Source organism: Clavibacter michiganensis, assembly GCF_016907085.1.
GTDB classification, from domain to species: Bacteria; Actinomycetota; Actinomycetes; order Actinomycetales; family Microbacteriaceae; genus Clavibacter; species Clavibacter michiganensis_O.
This window is the reverse complement of the sequence record NZ_JAFBBJ010000001.1, coordinates 618,964-636,585: the sequence shown is the minus strand read 5'-3', so window position 1 is coordinate 636,585 and position 17,622 is coordinate 618,964. Positions and strand designations below refer to the sequence as shown.

The window sequence follows — 17,622 nt, the reverse complement described above, 5'->3', positions numbered from 1 at the left end:
GGGTCCTTCGATCGGGGTCGGCGGGGGGAGCGTACCGCTGAGGCGCGGCGGGTCAGGATCCGGCTGGCCGGTCGTCGCGCGCGCGCCGCGCGGCGGAGGCGGCAGCCCCGCGGGCGGCGGCCGTGCGGTGCGGGCTGACGTGCGCGGCGGGCGCTCCGGGTGTCGCGGTGCCCGCGGCAGCGGCCTCCGGCGGGAACAGCTCGTCGAGGGTGAGGGGGCGGCTGGGAGCGTCGGCTCCCGTGCCGACGGACGCGCCGGCGACGGGGACGCGGGGCACGGGGCGCGTGGCGGGCGCGAACGGGATCCAGGCGGACACGGTCCACACGCCCTCGCGCACGCCCGCGGAGAAGCGGCCGCCGGAGAGCGTGGCGCGCTCGCGCATGCCGGCGAGGCCGTGGCCGACCGGCTGCGCGGGGGTGGCGGGCGCGGGCGGGAGCACGGGGAGGGCGATGATGCCGGTCGTGGTGCGCGCGGGTCGCACCGGATCCGGGAGCGTCCGGCTCCGCACGGACACCGAGACGCCGTCCGGCTCCCACGCGAGCTCCACCTCGACGGGGTGCGCGACGTCGCCGTGCCGCAGCACGTTGGTCAGCGCCTCCTGCACGATCCGGTACACCGCGAGCTGCTGCCCGGTGCCGAACTCGCCGGGCTGGCCCGTCTCGAGGAACCGGATGGTGAGGCCCGTGGAGCGCATCTGGTCGATGAGGTCGCTCAGCTCCTTGAGCTCGGGCTGGGGGGCGTCGTCCTCGCTGTGCCGGAGCTGCGCCAGGAGGATCCGCACGTCGCCGAGCGCCTGCCGGGCGGTGGCGGAGATGGTGCGCAGCGCCTCGTCCGCGGCCTCGGGATCCACCAGCCGGGCGTAGCGCGCGCCGTCGGCCTGGGCGATCACGACGGCGAGCGAGTGGGCGACCACGTCGTGCATGTCCCGCGCGATCCGGTTGCGCTCCTGCTCGACGACGACGTCCTGGAGCGCGCGGGCCTGGTCGCGCTCGGCGGCCTCCTGGGCGTCCCGGCTCGCGTGCGACGCGCGGGACGCGACCACGAGGCGGCCGGCCGTCCACGACGCGAGCAGCACGCTCCACGCGCACAGGAGCAGGAACAGGAACAGGGTCGCGAACGCGGTCCACTCCCCCGTGCTGAACGCCTGGCTGCCGATGGGGACGCGGCCCGAGGCGTACGACAGGTAGGAGGCCGCGACCACGCCGCCGACGATGGCGGAGGCGAGGCCCAGCGCCCGGACGATGCGGCCGCCGTACGCCGCGGTGCAGTAGACGACGCCCGCGATGGCGATGTCGCCGGGCTCGACCGCGGCTCCGGCTCCCATCTGGATGATCGCGCCCGCCCACGCGACGGCGAGCGAGAGCCCCGGCGCGAGCCGGCGGACGGCGAGGGCCGCGCCCATGAGGAGCACGAGGACCAGGGAGACCTCGGAGGTCGCGAACGAGAAGACCCCGAACGCGCTCGCGGCCGCCACGCCGATCGACCCGGGAGAGAGGACGGCGACGAACGCCGCCGCGAGGACGACGTCGAGGACGAGCTGGTACCTCGGGATCCGTCGGAGCATGCGACCACCGTACGTGCCGCGCCCGGCCGGGGCGCCCCCGGCGGACGATGATCCCCGCCGCGGCGCCCCGATCTCATCCGCGGGATGTACGCGGACGCCGCCCCTCGCGGATCAGAAGCCGAGGCGGCCGAGCAGCTTCGGGTCGCGCTGCCAGTCCTTCGCGATCTTCACGCGCAGCGACAGGAACACGCGCGTGCCCACGAGCGGCTCGATCTGCGCGCGCGCCACCTGCCCGACGTGCTTCAGCCGCGAGCCCTGCGCGCCGATGACGATGCCCTTCTGGCTGTCGCGCTCGACGAAGAGGTTCGCGTAGATCTCGAGCAGCTCCTTGTCCTCGCGCTGGATCATGTCGTCGATCGTCACGGCGAGGGAGTGCGGCAGCTCGTCCTGGACGCCCTCGAGCGCGGCCTCGCGGATCAGCTCCGAGATGCGGGCCTCGAGGCCCTCCTCGGTGACGGCGTCGGACGGGTAGAGCTGCTCCGAGACGGGCAGCGCCTTCAGCAGCTCGCCCACGAGCGCGTCGAGCTGGATCGCCTCGACGGCCGAGACGGGCACGATGGCGTCCCAGTCGCGCAGCTCCTGCACGGCAAGGAGCTGCTCGGCGACCGCGTGGCGCGAGGCGGAGTCGGTCTTGGTGACGATCGCGATCTTGCGGGCGCGCGGGTACTCGTCGAGCTGCTCGTTGATGAAGCGGTCGCCTGGGCCGATCCGCTCGTCCGCGGGGATGCAGAGCCCGATGACGTCGACGTCGCCGAGCGTGGTCTGCACCAGTGCGTTCAGCCGTTCGCCGAGGAGCGTGCGCGGTCGGTGGATCCCGGGGGTGTCGACGAGGATGAGCTGCCCGTCCGGCCGGTGCACGATGCCGCGGATGGCCTTGCGCGTCGTCTGCGGCTTGGAGCTGGTGATGGCGACCTTCTCCCCCACGAGCGCGTTCGTCAGCGTCGACTTGCCCACGTTCGGTCGGCCGACGAACGAGACGAAGCCGGCGCGGTAGGCGGGCGCCCCGCCGCGCGGCTTGCGCTTCGCGCGCGACGGCTCGGCGGCGCGGTCGATGCCCCACGCCTCGTCGGAGAGCGGGGCCGGCTCGGCGGTCGCGTCGGCAGACGCGTCGTCGAGCGGTGCAGCCTCGTCGGGCATCCCGTCGTCCCGGGGATCAGTCATGGTCGTGTCCTCTGCTGGCGGCGGCGCCCGCGGGGGCCGCCTCGTGGTCGTCGTCGTCGCCCGCGCTGTCGCGCTCGACGAGGATCGTGCTGATGCGCGTGCGGCGCCCCTCGACGCGGTCGGCCGTGAGGACGAGCCCGCCGACGCGCACGACGGATCCGCGCTCGGGCAGGCGCCCCAGGGTCTTCGCGAGGAGTCCGCCGGCGCTGTCCACGTCGTCGTCGTCGAGCTCGAGCCCGAACAGGTCGCCCAGCTCGTCGATCGGCAGCCGGGCGCTCACACGGTACACGCCGTCACCGAGGTCCTCGAACTCCGGCACGTCGCGGTCGTACTCGTCGCTGATGTCGCCCACGAGCTCCTCGATGAGGTCCTCGAGCGTCACGAGCCCGGCGATCCCGCCGTACTCGTCCACGACCATCGCGAGGTGGTTCGACTCGAGCTGCATCTGCCGCAGCAGCGCATCGGCCTTCTGCGACTCGGGCACGAAGACGGCGGGGCGCGCGAGCTGGTCCACGGTCGTCCGCTCCGCCTCCTCGGGCCGCTCGTAGACCATGCGCGCGAGGTCGCGGAGGTAGAGCACGCCCTCGATCTCGTCGGAGTCGCGGCCCGTGACGGGCGCGCGCGAGATGCCGCGGGACAGGAAGAGCCCGAGCGCGGATCCGACGTGCACGGTCTGCTCGACGACCACCATGTCCGTGCGGGGGATCATGACCTCGCGCACCACCGTGTCGTTGAACTCGAAGATCGAGTGGATGAGCTCCCGGTCGTCCTCCTCGAGGACCTCCAGCTCCGTCGCCTCGTCGACCATGCTGAGCAGCTGCTCCTCGCTGGTGAACGTCGCGACGGTCTTGGGGCGCCCGGGCGTCACCCGGTTGCCGAGGGCCACGAGCGCGTCGGCGACGGGCCCGATGGCCACGCGGATGACGCGCACGAGCAGCGCCGTCCACGCGAGCAGCGGACGGGCGTGGACGCGGCCGACGGAGCGCGGGCTCGCGCCGACGAGCACGAAGGACACGGCCGTCATGATCGCGGCGGCGACCAGCAGCGTGATCCACCATTCGGCGATCGTCGAGGCCAGCGCGAGCGTCACGAGGACCGCGGCACCCGTCTCCGCGATGATGCGCACGAAGCCGAGCGCGTTGATGTACGCCCCGGTGTCGGCGGAGATGGCGAGCATCGAGCGCCGGGCGCGCGAGGTGAGGGCGAGCTCCTGGATGTCCGCGCGGGACAGCGAGGAGATGGCCGACTCCGCCGCGGCGAACAGGCCGCCGAGCACGACGAGGAGGAACGCGGGGAGGAGGAGGGTGAGCATCGAGGGGGTCAGCGCCCGCGCTCGCTCATGGCGAACCCGATCAGGATGTCGCGCTGGAGACCGAACATCTCGCGCTCCTCGTCGGGCTCGGCGTGGTCGAAGCCGAGCAGGTGCAGGATCCCGTGCGCCGTGAGCAGCAGGATCTCCTCCATCGTGGAGTGCCCGGCCGTCACCGCCTGCTCGGCCGCGACCTGCGGGCACACGACGATGTCGCCGAGGAGCCCGGCGGGCGTCGGCCGGTCCTCGGTGCCCGGGCGCAGCTCGTCCATCGGGAAGCTGAGGACGTCGGTGGGCCCCGGCTCGTCCATCCACTGCACGTGCAGCTGTTCCATGGCGCCCTCGTCCACCATCACGATGGCGAGCTCCGCGTCGGGGTGCACGTGCAGGGTGTCGAGCGCGTACGTGGCGAGCCGCTGGATGAGCGGCTCGTCGACCTCGATCGCCGACTCGTTGTTGATCTCGATGCTCATCGGGTGCTCCCAGGGGCGGTGCGGCGCTCGGCGCGGAGGTGGTCGGCGGCCTGGCGCTCCGCGTCGTAGCGCGTGTACGCGTCGACGATGCGGCCGACCAGGGTGTGCCGCACGACGTCGTCGCTCGTGAGGCGGGAGAAGTGGATGTCGTCCATGCCGTCGAGCACGCGCGTGACCAGCTGCAGGCCGCTGGACCCGGTGGGCAGGTCGACCTGAGTGATGTCGCCCGTGACCACCATCTTCGAGCCGAAGCCGAGGCGCGTGAGGAACATCTTCATCTGCTCGGGCGTCGTGTTCTGCGCCTCGTCGAGCACCACGAACGCGTTGTTGAGCGTGCGGCCGCGCATGTAGGCGAGCGGGGCGACCTCGATGGTGTTGGAGGCCATGAGCTTCGGGACGAGCTCCGGATCCATCATCTCGTTGAGCGCGTCGAACAGCGGCCGGAGGTACGGGTCGATCTTGTCGGTGAGCGATCCCGGCAGGTAGCCGAGCCGCTCGCCCGCCTCGACGGCCGGGCGCGTGAGGATGATGCGCTCGACCTCCTTGCGCTGCAGCGCCTGGACGGCCTTCGCCATCGCGAGGTACGTCTTGCCGGTGCCCGCGGGGCCGATGCCGAACACGATGGTGTTCTCGTCGATCGCCTGCACGTACTGCTTCTGCCCCTGCGTCTTCGGCCGGACGGTGCGGCCGCGAGACTGCACAATGGCCTCGCTCAGCACGTCGGACAGGGTCCGCGCGTCGTCCTCGCCGAGCCGGCGTGCGCTCGTCTCGATCTCCTGGGGTTCCACGTGCTGTCCGTCCTCCACCATCGCCACGACCTCGTCGATGAGCCGACGGGCCGCTGCCACGTCCGCCCGGGTGCCGACGAGCGTGATCTCGTTGCCGCGGACCCGGACGTCGACGTCCGGGTGCTCGCGCTCGATCTGCCGGAGCAGCCGGTCCTGCGGCCCGAGGAGGCGCACCATGAGCACGCCGTCCATGGTCGCCGTCTGCTCGACGCGGTCATCCTGCGTGGATGCGCCGCCCCGCGGGTCAGAGCCCGACATGGTCCCCCTGGTCGAAGCCGGCGAGCACGTGCGCGTGCACGTGGAAGACGGTCTGGCCGGCGTCGGCCCCCGTGTTGAAGAGGAGCCGGAACTGCCCGCCCGCGCGCTCGGCGGCGATGCGCGACGCGACCTCGACGACCTCCGCGAGGAGCCCGGGGTCGCCTGCGGCGAGCTCGACGACGTCGCGGTACGCGGCCGTCTTGGGCACCACGAGCACGTGCACGGGGGCCTTGGGCGCGATGTCCTCGAAGGCGATGACGCGGTCGGTCTCCGCGACGATCTCGGCCGGGATCTCGCGGGCGACGATGCGCTCGAAGACGGTGGGCTCTGCGCTGCTGGTCATGCGCCCAGCCTACGCGGGACCCGCGACGTCACCAGCGTCCGAGCCCGGCGTTGACGAGCGCCAGCGCGGCCGGTCCCGCGGTCGACGTGCGGAGGATCCCCGGGCCGAGCGCGACCGGGATCGCCCCCGCCTCGCGGAGCGCGTCGACCTCGGCGGGGCTGATGCCGCCCTCCGGACCGACGACGAGCAGCACGTCGGTCGCGGCGTCGGAGTCGGAGTCGGCCGCCGCGAGGTCGAGGCGCGACAGCCGCGCCTCGGCGGTCGGGTCGAGGACCAGGACGCGCGCGGTCGCGGCCATCCGCACGAGGTCCTTGGTCGTCGCGAGCTGCTCCACCTCGGGTACGCGCGGGCGGATGGACTGCTTCACGGCCTCGCGGACGATCGCGCGCCAGCGCTCTCGGCCCTTGGCGACCTTGGCGCCCTCCCACCGGGAGACCGAGCGCTGCGCCTGCCACGGGATCACGGCGTCGACGCCCAGCTCGGTGGCCGCCTGCACGGCGAGCTCGTCGCGGTCGCCCTTCGCGAGCGCCTGCACGAGGACGACGCGCGGCGACGGCTCGGGGTGCGCCTCGACCGACTCCACGCGGAGCTCCAGTCGCTGCGGCTCGGCCGACGTGACGGTGCCGGAGGCGATGGTGCCGCGCCCGTCGCCCACGAGGATCCCCTCGCCGGAGCGCACCCGGCTCACGGTCACGGCGTGCCTGGCCTCCTGCCCGGCGAGCACGAGCAGGCGGCCGACCGCGAGGTCGGAGGCGCCGATGTCGTCGGCCAGGTAGAAGTGGGCCACGGTCAGACGTTGAGGAAGCGGTCGCGGAGCTTCTGGAACAGGCCCTGCTGGAAGTGCGCGAGGTGCGGCGCGGGCGCCTTGTTCCGGCGCGCGAACTGCTGGATGAGGTCGCGCTCCTTGTGGTCGAGCTTCTGCGGCGTCACCACCTGGATCCCGATCTTGAGGTCGCCGCGCCCGGAGCCGCGGAGCTTCGTGACGCCGCGTCCGCGCACCGTGATGATCTCTGCGCTCTGGATCCCGGGACGCAGCTCCAGGTCGACGTCGCCGTCGAGCGCCTCGATGTGCGCGTCGCTGCCGAGGATCGCGTCCACCATGCTCACCTCGACGGTCGCGAGGAGGTCGTCGCCGTTGCGGCTGAAGACCTCGTGGTGCTTGACCTTGATCTCGAGGTACAGGTCGCCGTTCGGGCCGCCCGCGGGGCCGACCTCGCCGGAGCCCGGCATCTGCAGGCGGAGGCCCGTGTCGACGCCGGCCGGGATGTCCACCGGCACGGTGCGGCGCGCGCGGACGCGACCCTGGCCCTGGCACGTGGGGCACGGGTGCGGGATGACGGTGCCGTAGCCGCGGCACGTGCCGCACGGGCTCGAGGTCATGACGTTGCCGAGCAGCGAGCGCACCTGGCGCTGGATGCTGCCGGAGCCGCGGCAGATGTCGCACGTGACGGCGCTCGTGCCGGGCTGCGCGCAGGATCCGTGGCACGTGTCGCACACGACGGCCGTGTCGACCTCGAGGTCGCGGTGCACGCCGAAGATGACCTCCTCGAGCTCGACCTCGACGCGCAGGAGCGCGTCCTGGCCCCGCTCCTGGCGCGAGCGCGGCCCGCGTCCGCCGCCGCCCTGCTGGCCGCCGAAGAACGTCTCGAAGATGTCGCCGAAGCCGCCGAAGCCCTGGCCGCCCTGTCCGCCGAAGCCGGCCTGCGGGCCGAGGTCGTACTGCTGGCGCTGATGGGGATCCGACAGCACGTCGTACGCGTGCGTGACGAGCTTGAACCGCTCGGCGGCGTCGGGGGCGTCGTTGACGTCCGGGTGGAGCTGGCGCGCCTGCTTGCGGTACGCCTTCTTGATCTCCTCTGGCGTCGCCTCGCGGCTCACGCCGAGTACTTCGTAGTGGTCAGCCACGTCGGGCCCTTCGGTGGTGATGGTCGTGGGGATCAGGGGCGGTGCGCCGGCGCGGGGCCGTCACCGCTCCTCGAGCAGGCGCGAGAGGTAGCGCGCGACCGCGCGCACCGACGCCATGTTGGTGGAGTAGTCCATCCGGGTCGGCCCCAGCACGCCGAGGCGCGCGAGGACCCCTCCGGACGAGCTGTAGCCGCTGGTGAGCACGCTGGTCTCGCCGAGGCCGAACGGGGCGTTCTCCCGGCCGATGCTCACCGAGACGCCGTGCTGGTCGGCCTCCATCTCGCCGAGGAGGCGCAGGAGCACCACCTGCTCCTCGATGGCCTCGAGGACGGGCGAGATGCTGCCGGGGAAGTCGCGCTCCGTGCGGGCGAGGTTCGCGGATCCGGCGAGCAGCAATCGCTCCTGCCGGTTCGCGAGCACCTGCTCGACGAGCGTGCCCGCCAGCACGGACGCGGCCGCGCGCTGCGCGGGCTCGACCTCGTCGGACAGGGTCTCGAGCCGGGCCGCCGCCTCGGCGAGGCCGAGCCCGCCGACCGCCTGGTTGATGCGCGTGCGCATGACCGCGAGGAACGCGTCGTCCGGGTCGCCCGCCAGCTCGACGACGCGCTGCTCGACGCGACCCGTGTCGGTGATGAGCACGGTGAGCACGCGCGTGGTGGAGAGCGCCACGAGCTCGACGTGCTTCACGTGGCTCGTGGCGAGCGACGGGTACTGCACGAGCGCGACCTGGTTGGTGAGCTGCGCGAGGAGGCGGACGGTGCGCGCGAGCACGTCGTCGAGGTCGACCGACTCGCCGAGGAACACGTGGATCGCCTGGCGCTGCGCGGGCGTGAGCGGACGCACGTCGGCGAGCTGGTCGACGAAGAGGCGGTACCCCTTGTCCGTCGGCACGCGGCCGGACGACGTGTGCGGGGCGGCGATCAGCTCCTCCTCCTCGAGGAGGGCCATGTCGTTGCGGATGGTGGCGGCCGAGACGCCGAAGGCGTGGCGCTCGACGATGGACTTGGAGCCCACGGGCTCCCGCGAGGACACGTAGTCCTGCACGATCACCCGGAGGACGTCGAGTCCGCGTTCCGAGACCATGGCGGCTCCCTCCTGGCACTCGTCGGTTCTGACTGCCAATCGTACCGCGGCTCCGCGGGTGCTCGGCGTTGCCGGGCGCGCGTCGTCGGCGGTACCGTGGACCAGCCCGGTGCTGCCAGGCTCCACCCACGATCCGCCTGCGTCCGCCGTTCCCCGGTCGGCACCCGGCACCGAGAGGCTCCCGCGATGTCCGCACCCGATCCCCACCCGTACGGCGCGCCCGCCCCGCTCACGCCGAGCGAGGACCGCCTCTGGGCGTCGCTCACGCACTTCCTCGCGATCCTCATCGTGCCGTCGTTCATCGTCTGGCTCGTGTTCCGCGAGCGCGGCCGCTTCACCGACCAGGAGGGCAAGGAGGCGACCAACTGGACCATCAACGTCGCGGGCGCGCTCGTCATCCTCAACGTGCTGCAGGCGATCTTCATCGTCATCCCCATCCTCGGGATCATCCTCAACCTCCTCCTCGGCCTCGTGATCTTCGCGGTCGTGGTGGTCAACATCGTGTTCGCGATCATCGGCGGCACGCGCGTCCAGGCCGGCCGGCCATACCGCTACCCGCTCAACATCCGGTGGATCAAGTAGGCGGACGACCGTGAGCGCGAGGATCCGGCACGTCGCGATCGACTGCCGCGACCCGCACGCGCTCTCGCTCTTCTGGGCGGGCGTGACGGGCTTCGCGGAGGACCCGGACGAGCCGAACCTGCCCGGCCAGGACGCCGCATGGCTCGGTGATCCCGTCTCCGGCCTCGGCATCATCCTGCAGCGGGCGGACAGCCCCAAGACCACCAAGAACCGGCTCCACCTCGACCTCGCACCCGACGACCGCACCCGCGACGAGGAGGTCGACCGGGTGCTGGCGCTCGGATCGTCGCTCGTCGCCGACCGCAGGAACGCGGACGGGAGCGGCTGGGTGGTGCTCGCGGATCCCGAGGGCAACGAGTTCTGCGTGGAGCGCAGCGACGCGGAGCGCGAGGGCGTCGACGTGGTGGGCGCGGTCGTCCTCTGACGCCCGGCCTGGCCGACGCCTAGTCCTCGAGGAGGCGCCTCACGACGGCGTCGGCGAGCAGGCGCCCCTGCAGCGTGAGAACGAGGGTGCCGGAGAGCGCGGCACGCGGATCGACCAGGCCGTCCGCGATGAGCCCCGCGACCTGCCTGCGGCCCTCCGCGGCGAGCGTCGGGATGGCGAGGCCGTCGCGGATGCGGGCGCCGAGGAGCACGCGCTCGACCTCGCGCGTCGCGTCGTCGAGCGACTCGCGGCCCGCGCCGGGCGAGGCCCCCGCGAGCACGCGGTCGGCGTAGGCGGCGGGGTGCTTGACGTTCCACCAGCGGACGCCGCCCACGTGGCTGTGCGCGCCGGGGCCGACGCCCCACCAGTCGTGGCCCTGCCAGTAGGCGAGGTTGTGCCGGCTCCGGCGGCCGCCACGCGCCCAGTTGCTCACCTCGTACCACTCGTAGCCGGCCTCGCCGAGGAGGCGGTCGGCGAGCTCGTACATGTCGGCCTGGAGGTCCTCGTCGGGCTCGGGGACCTCGCCGCGGCGGATCTGCCGCGCGAGCTTCGTGCCGGGCTCCACGATGAGCGCGTACGCGGACAGGTGGTCGGGCTCCTGCGCGATCGCCTGCTCGAGCGAGGCGCGCCAGTCGTCGATGGTCTCCCCCGGCGTCCCGTAGATGAGGTCGAGGCTGACCTCGAGTCCGGCGGCGCGGGCGCCGCGGACGACGGGCGCGATCCGGGCGGGATCGTGCGTGCGCTCGAGCGTCGCGAGCACGCGCGGCACGGCGGACTGCATGCCGAAGGACACGCGCGTGAAGCCGCCCGCCGCGAGGGCGGCCAGGTACGCGTCGTCCACGCTGTCGGGGTTCGCCTCGGTCGTGACCTCGGCGCCCGCGGCGATGCCCCACGTGTCGCGCACGGCGTCGAGCATCCGGACGAGGTCCTCGACCGGCAGGAGCGTCGGGGTGCCGCCGCCGAGGAAGACGGTGGACGCGGGACGCGCGGGCACGCCGGAGGCCCGCAGCGCGGATCCCGCGAAGCGCACCTCCTGCACGGCCTGCGACGCGTAGTCGGACTGCTTCACGCCGCGCAGCTCCGGTGCCGTGTAGGTGTTGAAGTCGCAGTAGCCGCAGCGGACGCGGCAGAAAGGGACGTGCAGGTACACGCCGAACGCGCGGGCGTCGGCGCCGACCGACGCCGAGGCGGGGAGCAGGCCGTCGGCGGGGGCGGGATCGGCGAGGGGCAGGGCGGACGGCATCCGTCCATCATCCCCCGGCCGGGAGGCGCCCGGGTCCGCCGCCGGCGGGGGCGGCCCCGTCCTCCGGCAGGATGGGGGCATGACCGACGCCCCCTCGCCCCGGCCCCTGCACGTCCTCTGGGACGTCGACGGCACGCTCCTCCTCAACGGCCCGCGCGCCGGCAGCATGTACCACCGCGCCATCGAGCTCGCCGCGGGCGAGGAGCTCCCGGACCGCACCGTGCACGCGCACGGGAAGACGGACGGCCAGATCATCTGGGAGACGCTCGACCTGTACGGCCTGCCGGAGTCGCTGCACGCGGCGGTCCGCGAGCAGCTCGAGGGCATGTCGCGCGTCGAGCACTACGGCGCGGGCCGGCGCGAGGTGCCGGTCGGCGTGCCGCGGCTCGTCGCCGACGTCGCCGGGCGCGGCTGGGTGAACGCCCTGCTCACCGGGAACTCGCCGCTCCGCGCGCGGTACAAGCTGGACGGCGCAGGGCTCGACGTCGACCTCTTCGACTGGGACGCGTCGTTCTTCGGGCACGAGGCGCGGATCCGCAGCGACCTCACGCGCCGCGCCGCGGAGGCGCTGGCCGGGGCGACCGTCGTGATCATCGGCGACACCCCCGCCGACGGCGTCGCGGCCGAGGCCGCCGGCTTCCCGTTCGTCGCCGTCGCCACGGGCGCCTACGACGTCGCGCAGCTCCGGTCGCCGGACGCGCACGCGGCCGTCGTGGTGCCCGATCTCGCGACGGGCCACGACGAGGTCATGGCGTACCTGGACGGGCTCTCCGCGCGCTGACGCGGCTCGGCGGACGGCGGATCAGGCGGACGCGACCGCCGGGTGCAGCGACCGCAGGTACCGGCGCATGAACACGCCCTGCACGATGCGCAGGACCGGGCTCGCGAGCCGCATCGGCCACGACGCCGGTCGCGAGAAGACACGGAGGGTGAGCCACACGCTGCCGTCGGGCTCCCGGGAGACGAGGAACGCCTCCTCGCCGCTCAGCGGGTGCCCGTGCACCGTGCCGTACGCGAAGCCGACGCGGTCGGTCTCCTGCACGGTGTACACGACGCGGACCGGCGCCTCGGGATGGAACGGGCCGAACGGCATGCGCAGCACGGCCGAGGTCCCCGACGTGATCCATGCGGTGCCGTCGTCGCCGTACAGCGTCTCCCGCGGGCGGTCGACCGGCACCTGGGGCACCCCGTCCTCGTCGAACTCGAGGCCGGTGTAGCCGGGGTCGTCCGGCACCTCCTGCTCGATGCGGGTGACCTCGATGCCGCTGCCGCGCTGCACGCCCCACGTCATGAGGAGGGCGACGGCCTGCTCGAAGCGCTCGTCGCCGCTGCCGAGCCGGGCGCTCGCCTCCGCGGGACGGTAGCCCTCGGGCGGGTAGGTCATGAGGTCGACGGCCTGGGTGCCGCCGACGGAGCCGTACGTGACGGCGGTCGCGGTGTAGGTGCTGCGGCGCATGACGTCAAGACTACGGCGTGTCGCTGCGCGCTCCCCCGACGTGGGCGGGCTCGCCTCATCGCGCCGTGCGGCGCCGCCCGCGACGAGGCCCGCGGAGCACGCTCGCCCCCTGCTCGGGGGTGCCGGACGGCCCCGTCTCATCCGTGCGGATGACGACGAGGGCGGGTCCCTCATCCCCGCGCCGTAGCGCGGATCGAAGCGTTATCCGTCCGTGACCCGGGGTTCTCCTTCGCGCCTCCCGGGGCCGATAGCTTTCAGCCACGGCCGGTCGGACCGGCCCAGGGGAACGTCATCTCGGGTGCACTCGTCCCGGTCCGCATCGCGGTCCGGTCGTCGTACGCGCCTCGATCCGCCGTACCCCCGCATCCACTCCCGCACCTCTCGACCATCGCGTCGACCATCGGAAGGCCATCGTGAACCGCTCCATCCCCGCCCTCGCCATCGCCGGAGCCCTCGTGCTCGGCAGCGCCCTCGTCGCCACGCCGGCGCAGGCGGCACCCGGCGACGGCACCTACTACTCGGTCCCCTTCAGCGGCGACCTCTACACGACCGGCGAGGGCGAGGGGGTCTTCTACCTCCAGATCGCCACCTTCGACGAGTGGGCCTCGGACGGGCTGCCGAAGCCGGTGCCGAGCCGGGTCGCCTACCGCTCCTACACGTGGTCCCCGACGATCTACGCCGACGTGCAGACCGACGCCGCGGCCGCGTCGTTCGCCCTCACGTACGGGCAGTGGCGCGCTGCGGGATCGCCGAAGGCCACCAGCGACCGCCTCGCGGTGGACGGCCAGGCCTTCCGCTACGGATACTCCTCCGAGGTCTTCGTCGGTCAGGGCAGCTACGGCGACGACCTCCCGGTCAACCACAAGCTGACCTTCGCCGAATTCGCTCACCTCGGCTACCCCGCTCCCGACGTCCTGGACTACGCGTTCAGCAAGCTGTCCTGGCTCCCCTCGATCGTCGGCCCCGACACGGGGACGGGCGAGGACGAGGCGCTCGACTTCGCCACCTGGGACTACTACGCCCGTCCCACCCCGCGGATCGTGAAGTCGTTCGACGGCGACAGGTTCTGCCAGGCCGCGGGCTCCGCGGACATCCGCTACGTCGGCATCGCGGCACCGGACGGCGTGAAGCTCGACTTCGGCCAGTGGGTCGCGGCCGGTTCCCCGCAGCCCGCGCGCTGCTGATGCCACCCCGCCACCCCGACACCCCGGTGTCTCCCCCGGCACTCGCGCCATCCGGCCGCATGACCATCAGCTACCCGCCACGAAAGGCATCATGAACCGCACGATCCGCTCCCTCATCGCGGCCGCCGTCGTCTTCGGCAGCGCCGCCGTCGCCCTGCCCGCCCACGCCGCGATCGGCGCCGGGCAGTACTACTCCGTTCCGTACAGCGCCGACCTCTTCGTCGACGTGGACTCCCCCGACGGCCCGACCGTCGTGCCCGCGACCTTCGATGACTGGAAGCAGGACGGTTTCCCGAAGCCGCGGCCCGCCTCCATGGACTACGTGAAGTACACGTGGGACTCGACGATCTTCGCCGACGCCACCGCAGGCCGCGTCACGTTCTCGGCGTACCTCGACTACGCGTCCTGGACGAAGCTGGGTGCGCCGACGCCGCGCACCGACCGTCTCGCCGCGGACTCCACCGTGTACAAGTACCGCGGTTCCGACGAGCTCTTCGTCTCCGCCGGCGTCGCCTTCGCGGACGAGCCCGCCCAGCACAAGCTGACGTTCCCCGAGTATCGCCACCTCGGGTACCCCGCCGTCGTCGGGCCCCAGGAGGAGCCCTACCGCAAGCTGTCGTGGAGCGACAGCATCGTGGGAAGGGAGCTCTACACCGGCCAGGTCGCGCGGATCGACTTCGCGACGTGGACCTACCTCGCGCAGCCCACGCCGCAGGTCGTCGCCTCCTTCGACGGCGACCGATACTGCCAGGCCGCCGGCTCGGCGGACGTCCGCTACTCGGGTCTGGCGGCGCCGGACGGCGTGACCCTCACCTTCGGTCAGTGGGTGGCCGCCGGTTCCCCGCGTCCGACGACCTGCTGACGGACTCCGCCTGCCGGTCGACGCGCCCCCTGCCCCTCGAGGCAGGGGGCGCGTCGTGCACGGCGGGCTCGGACCGACCCACCGGCCAGGTGTCACCCTGACGGCTACGCGATGGACGCCCGTCCGGCCAGCCGTCCAGGTGGTGGTCCGGAAGCACGCGCGGCGGCGGACGGATGCACGCCATGCTCGGACAGGACCGCCTCGCGGTCTTCCGTCTCCACCCGTCTCCCCACCCTCATCCCCATCGCCCGAGAGGCCTCCATGAACCGTTCCCTCACCGCGCTCGCCCTCGTCGGCGCGCTCCTCGTCGGCGGCGCCGTCGCGGCCGCCCCCGCCAGCGCCGCCGAGGCCCGGACACGCTCGTACCACTCCGTGCCGTTCCTCGACGATCTGATCCTCGTCGACGGAGACGGCAACCCGGAGGACACCGTCACCACGATCGCGACGTTCTCGGAGTGGCGAGCCGATGGGTTCCCGGCTCCCACCCGGGAGTCCGCCACGTTCTTCGGATCCACGTGGTCGCCCGTCGTGTACGCCGAGATCGCCCTCCCCGACTATCCCGTCTCGCTGCCGATCAGCTACGGCGAATGGCAGCGCGCCGGTTCCCCGCGCCCCGTCACCACGCGCCTGTCCTCGACGGCCGGCGTGTACAAGTGGGCCTCGTCCAGCGAGGTCTTCTCGAGCATCGCCTCGCTGTCGCGTTCGGTCGGACGCACCGAGTTCACCGACCACAAGCTCACCTTCGACGAGTACCGGCACCTCGGCTCGCCGGCCCTCGCGGAGCAGCCCGGCGAGGGGAACGTCTTCTACGCCAGCTCCTACGTGCGCAAGCTGCCGTGGCTGCCCTCCATCGTGATCGAGGACACGAGGAACGTGCAGGGCGAGCTGCTCTCCTACGACTCGTGGGCCTCGTACGCGTATCCCACGCCCCAGGTCGTGAAGTCGTTCCCCGGGGACCGGTACTGCATGGCAGCCGGATCTCCCGACATCACGTACTCCGGCTACGCGGCGCCCGACGGCGTGAAGATGACCTACTCCCAGTGGGTGGCCGCGGGCTCCCCGCGACCGACGACCTGCTGAGGGCCGCTCCCTCCGCGCACGGAGGGAGGCGCTACTTGGCCTTCTTCTCCGTGTCGCCCGAGAGCGCGGCGATGAACGCCTCCTGGGGGACCTCGACGCGGCCGACCATCTTCATGCGCTTCTTGCCCTCCTTCTGCTTCTCGAGCAGCTTGCGCTTGCGGGTGATGTCGCCGCCGTAGCACTTGGCGAGCACGTCCTTCCGCATGGCGCGGATGGACTCGCGGGCGATGATCCGCGCGCCGATGGCCGCCTGGATCGGCACCTCGAACTGCTGGCGCGGGATGAGCTCGCGGAGGCGGCCCGTCATGAGCACGCCGTAGGCGTACGCCTTGTCGCGGTGCACGATGGCGCTGAACGCGTCGACCTGCTCGCCCTGCAGCAGGATGTCGACCTTCACGAGGTCGGAGTCCTGCGACCCCGCGGGCTCGTAGTCGAGCGACGCGTAGCCGGCCGTCTTGCTCTTGAGGTTGTCGAAGAAGTCGAACACGATCTCGCCGAGCGGCATCGTGTAGCGGATCTCCACCCGGTCCTCGCCGAGGTACTCCATGCCGAGCAGGATCCCGCGCCGCGACTGGCACAGCTCCATGATCGTGCCGACGCAGTCCTTGGGCGCGAGGATCGCGGCCTTCACGACGGGCTCGGAGACGCTGACGATCTTGCCGCCGGGGAACTCGCTCGGGTTGGTGACGGTGACCGTCTTCTTGTCCTCGCTCGTGACCTCGTAGATCACCGACGGAGCGGTGGTGATGAGGTCGAGGCCGAACTCGCGCGAGAGGCGCTCGGTGATGATCTCGAGGTGCAGGAGCCCGAGGAACCCGCAGCGGAAGCCGAAGCCCAGCGCGACCGAGGTCTCGGGCTCGTAGACGAGCGCCGCATCGGAGAGCTTGAGCTTGTCGAGCGCGTCGCGGAGGTCGGGGTAGTCGGATCCGTCGATCGGGTAGAGGCCCGAGAAGACCATGGGCAGCGGCTCGGTGTAGCCGGGCAGCGCCTCCGTCGCGGGGCGCGCGGCCGTCGTGACGGTGTCGCCGACCTTCGACTGGCGCACGTCCTTCACGCCCGTGATGAGGTAGCCGACCTCGCCGACCCCGAGGCCGTCGGACGGCGTGGGCTCGGGCGAGCTGACGCCGATCTCGAGGATCTCGTGGGTGGCGCGCGTCGACATCATCGAGATCTTCTCTCGCGGGCTGAGCTTGCCGTCGATCATGCGGACGTAGGTGACCACGCCGCGGTAGGCGTCGTAGACCGAGTCGAAGATCATGGCGCGCGCGGCGGCGTCGGGGTCGCCTACGGGCGCGGGGATGGTGCGCGAGACGCGGTCGAGGAGGTCCTCGACGCCGGCGCCCGTCTTGCCGGAGACGCGCAGCACGTCGGACGGGTCGCCGCCGATGAGCGAGGCGAGCTCGGCGGCGTACTTGTCGGGATCCGCCGCGGGCAGGTCGATCTTGTTGAGCACCGGGATGATCGTCAGGTCGTTCTCGAGCGCGAGGTAGAGGTTCGCGAGCGTCTGCGCCTCGATGCCCTGCGCCGCGTCGACGAGGAGGATGGCGCCCTCGCATGCGGCGAGCGAGCGGGAGACCTCGTAGGAGAAGTCGACGTGGCCCGGGGTGTCGATCATGTTCAGGGCGTACGTCTGCCCGTCCAGCTCCCAGGGCATGCGCACGGCCTGGCTCTTGATCGTGATGCCGCGCTCGCGCTCGATGTCCATGCGGTCGAGGTACTGGGCGCGCATGGAGCGCGAGTCGACCACGCCCGTCATCTGCAGCATGCGGTCGGCCAGCGTGGACTTGCCGTGGTCGATGTGGGCGATGATGCAGAAGTTGCGGATGGACGCGGGGTCGGTCGCGGCGGGCCGGAGGGCCTTCGTTGCTAGGGGGCTCACGCGTTCCTTACGGGTCTCTTCGGTGGAG

18 protein-coding genes are annotated in these 17,622 nt (G+C 72.5%); 6 read left to right on the top strand and 12 right to left on the bottom strand.

Translation table 11 applies throughout. The annotated features are described in order from the left end of the window. Nucleotides 1-52: 52 nt before the first annotated feature. From JOE38_RS02900 to hrcA, 9 genes are all read right to left on the bottom strand, one after another. On the bottom strand, nucleotides 53-1,564 hold the full coding sequence (locus JOE38_RS02900; RefSeq protein WP_204574780.1) for a sensor histidine kinase: 1,512 nt from the start codon (nucleotides 1,562-1,564) through the stop codon (nucleotides 53-55). A 111-nt stretch (nucleotides 1,565-1,675) separates the two neighbouring features. Next, nucleotides 1,676-2,725 carry a GTPase Era gene (era, locus tag JOE38_RS02895; protein ID WP_204574779.1) on the bottom strand — a complete coding sequence of 350 codons (1,050 nt, stop codon included), beginning with the start codon at nucleotides 2,723-2,725 and terminating at the stop codon, nucleotides 1,676-1,678. Beyond that, nucleotides 2,718-4,037 carry a hemolysin family protein gene (locus JOE38_RS02890; RefSeq protein ID WP_204574778.1) on the bottom strand — a complete coding sequence of 440 codons (1,320 nt, stop codon included), beginning with the start codon at nucleotides 4,035-4,037 and terminating at the stop codon, nucleotides 2,718-2,720. Before JOE38_RS02890 ends, era begins: the two co-directional genes overlap by 8 nt. Before the next feature lie 8 nt (nucleotides 4,038-4,045). Then, nucleotides 4,046-4,507, bottom strand: coding sequence for an rRNA maturation RNase YbeY (gene ybeY, locus JOE38_RS02885; RefSeq protein ID WP_043669058.1), 462 nt, complete (start codon nucleotides 4,505-4,507; stop codon nucleotides 4,046-4,048). After that, entirely contained in the window at nucleotides 4,504-5,553 is a 1,050-nt protein-coding gene (locus tag JOE38_RS02880; RefSeq protein WP_204574777.1) for a PhoH family protein, read from the bottom strand. Before JOE38_RS02880 ends, ybeY begins: the two co-directional genes overlap by 4 nt. Then, entirely contained in the window at nucleotides 5,540-5,896 is a 357-nt protein-coding gene (locus JOE38_RS02875; protein WP_204574776.1) for a histidine triad nucleotide-binding protein, read from the bottom strand. Before JOE38_RS02875 ends, JOE38_RS02880 begins: the two co-directional genes overlap by 14 nt. 28 nt (nucleotides 5,897-5,924) lie before the next feature. Then, nucleotides 5,925-6,683, bottom strand: coding sequence for a 16S rRNA (uracil(1498)-N(3))-methyltransferase (locus JOE38_RS02870; RefSeq protein WP_204574775.1), 759 nt, complete (start codon nucleotides 6,681-6,683; stop codon nucleotides 5,925-5,927). A gap of 2 nt (nucleotides 6,684-6,685) precedes the next feature. Continuing rightward, complete coding sequence (gene dnaJ / locus JOE38_RS02865; protein WP_104294079.1) at nucleotides 6,686-7,801, bottom strand: molecular chaperone DnaJ; 1,116 nt, start codon at nucleotides 7,799-7,801, stop codon at nucleotides 6,686-6,688. A 60-nt stretch (nucleotides 7,802-7,861) separates the two neighbouring features. Further along, nucleotides 7,862-8,884: a heat-inducible transcriptional repressor HrcA gene (gene hrcA, locus JOE38_RS02860; protein WP_204574774.1), complete on the bottom strand. Its 1,023-nt coding sequence runs from the start codon at nucleotides 8,882-8,884 to the stop codon at nucleotides 7,862-7,864. Between the two features lie 186 nt (nucleotides 8,885-9,070). Here hrcA and JOE38_RS02855 point away from each other — a divergent pair, with 186 nt between their 5' ends. Next, nucleotides 9,071-9,466: a DUF4870 domain-containing protein gene (locus JOE38_RS02855; protein WP_194682609.1), complete on the top strand. Its 396-nt coding sequence runs from the start codon at nucleotides 9,071-9,073 to the stop codon at nucleotides 9,464-9,466. A 10-nt stretch (nucleotides 9,467-9,476) separates the two neighbouring features. Then, the gene (locus JOE38_RS02850; RefSeq protein WP_204574773.1) at nucleotides 9,477-9,890 is read left to right on the top strand and encodes a VOC family protein; all 414 of its coding nucleotides are present in this window, start codon (nucleotides 9,477-9,479) and stop codon (nucleotides 9,888-9,890) included. A gap of 19 nt (nucleotides 9,891-9,909) precedes the next feature. Here the strand turns inward: JOE38_RS02850 and hemW are convergent, their stop codons facing one another. Then, nucleotides 9,910-11,133 carry a radical SAM family heme chaperone HemW gene (gene hemW / locus JOE38_RS02845; protein ID WP_204574772.1) on the bottom strand — a complete coding sequence of 408 codons (1,224 nt, stop codon included), beginning with the start codon at nucleotides 11,131-11,133 and terminating at the stop codon, nucleotides 9,910-9,912. 79 nt (nucleotides 11,134-11,212) lie between these two features. Between hemW and JOE38_RS02840 the strand changes: the two genes are divergently transcribed. Further along, nucleotides 11,213-11,914: an HAD family hydrolase gene (locus tag JOE38_RS02840; RefSeq protein WP_204574771.1), complete on the top strand. Its 702-nt coding sequence runs from the start codon at nucleotides 11,213-11,215 to the stop codon at nucleotides 11,912-11,914. Between the two features lie 21 nt (nucleotides 11,915-11,935). On the opposite strand, the gene JOE38_RS02835 is transcribed toward JOE38_RS02840, so the two are convergent. Next, the gene (locus JOE38_RS02835) at nucleotides 11,936-12,589 is read right to left on the bottom strand and encodes a DUF1990 family protein (protein ID WP_015490238.1); all 654 of its coding nucleotides are present in this window, start codon (nucleotides 12,587-12,589) and stop codon (nucleotides 11,936-11,938) included. A gap of 413 nt (nucleotides 12,590-13,002) precedes the next feature. Between JOE38_RS02835 and JOE38_RS02830 the strand changes: the two genes are divergently transcribed. The 3 genes from JOE38_RS02830 to JOE38_RS02820 all read left to right on the top strand — a co-directional run bounded on the left by JOE38_RS02830 (nucleotide 13,003) and on the right by JOE38_RS02820 (nucleotide 15,715). Then, complete coding sequence (locus JOE38_RS02830) at nucleotides 13,003-13,773, top strand: hypothetical protein (RefSeq protein WP_204574770.1); 771 nt, start codon at nucleotides 13,003-13,005, stop codon at nucleotides 13,771-13,773. Nucleotides 13,774-13,864: 91 nt separating this feature from the next. Continuing rightward, a complete protein-coding gene (locus JOE38_RS02825) occupies nucleotides 13,865-14,635 on the top strand; it encodes a hypothetical protein (RefSeq protein ID WP_204574769.1) in 771 nt (256 codons plus the stop codon). 261 nt (nucleotides 14,636-14,896) lie between these two features. Next, nucleotides 14,897-15,715: a hypothetical protein gene (locus tag JOE38_RS02820; protein WP_204574768.1), complete on the top strand. Its 819-nt coding sequence runs from the start codon at nucleotides 14,897-14,899 to the stop codon at nucleotides 15,713-15,715. A gap of 31 nt (nucleotides 15,716-15,746) precedes the next feature. Here JOE38_RS02820 and lepA read toward each other — a convergent pair whose 3' ends face one another. Beyond that, the gene (gene lepA / locus JOE38_RS02815) at nucleotides 15,747-17,594 is read right to left on the bottom strand and encodes a translation elongation factor 4 (protein ID WP_204574767.1); all 1,848 of its coding nucleotides are present in this window, start codon (nucleotides 17,592-17,594) and stop codon (nucleotides 15,747-15,749) included. Nucleotides 17,595-17,622: the final 28 nt, after the last annotated feature.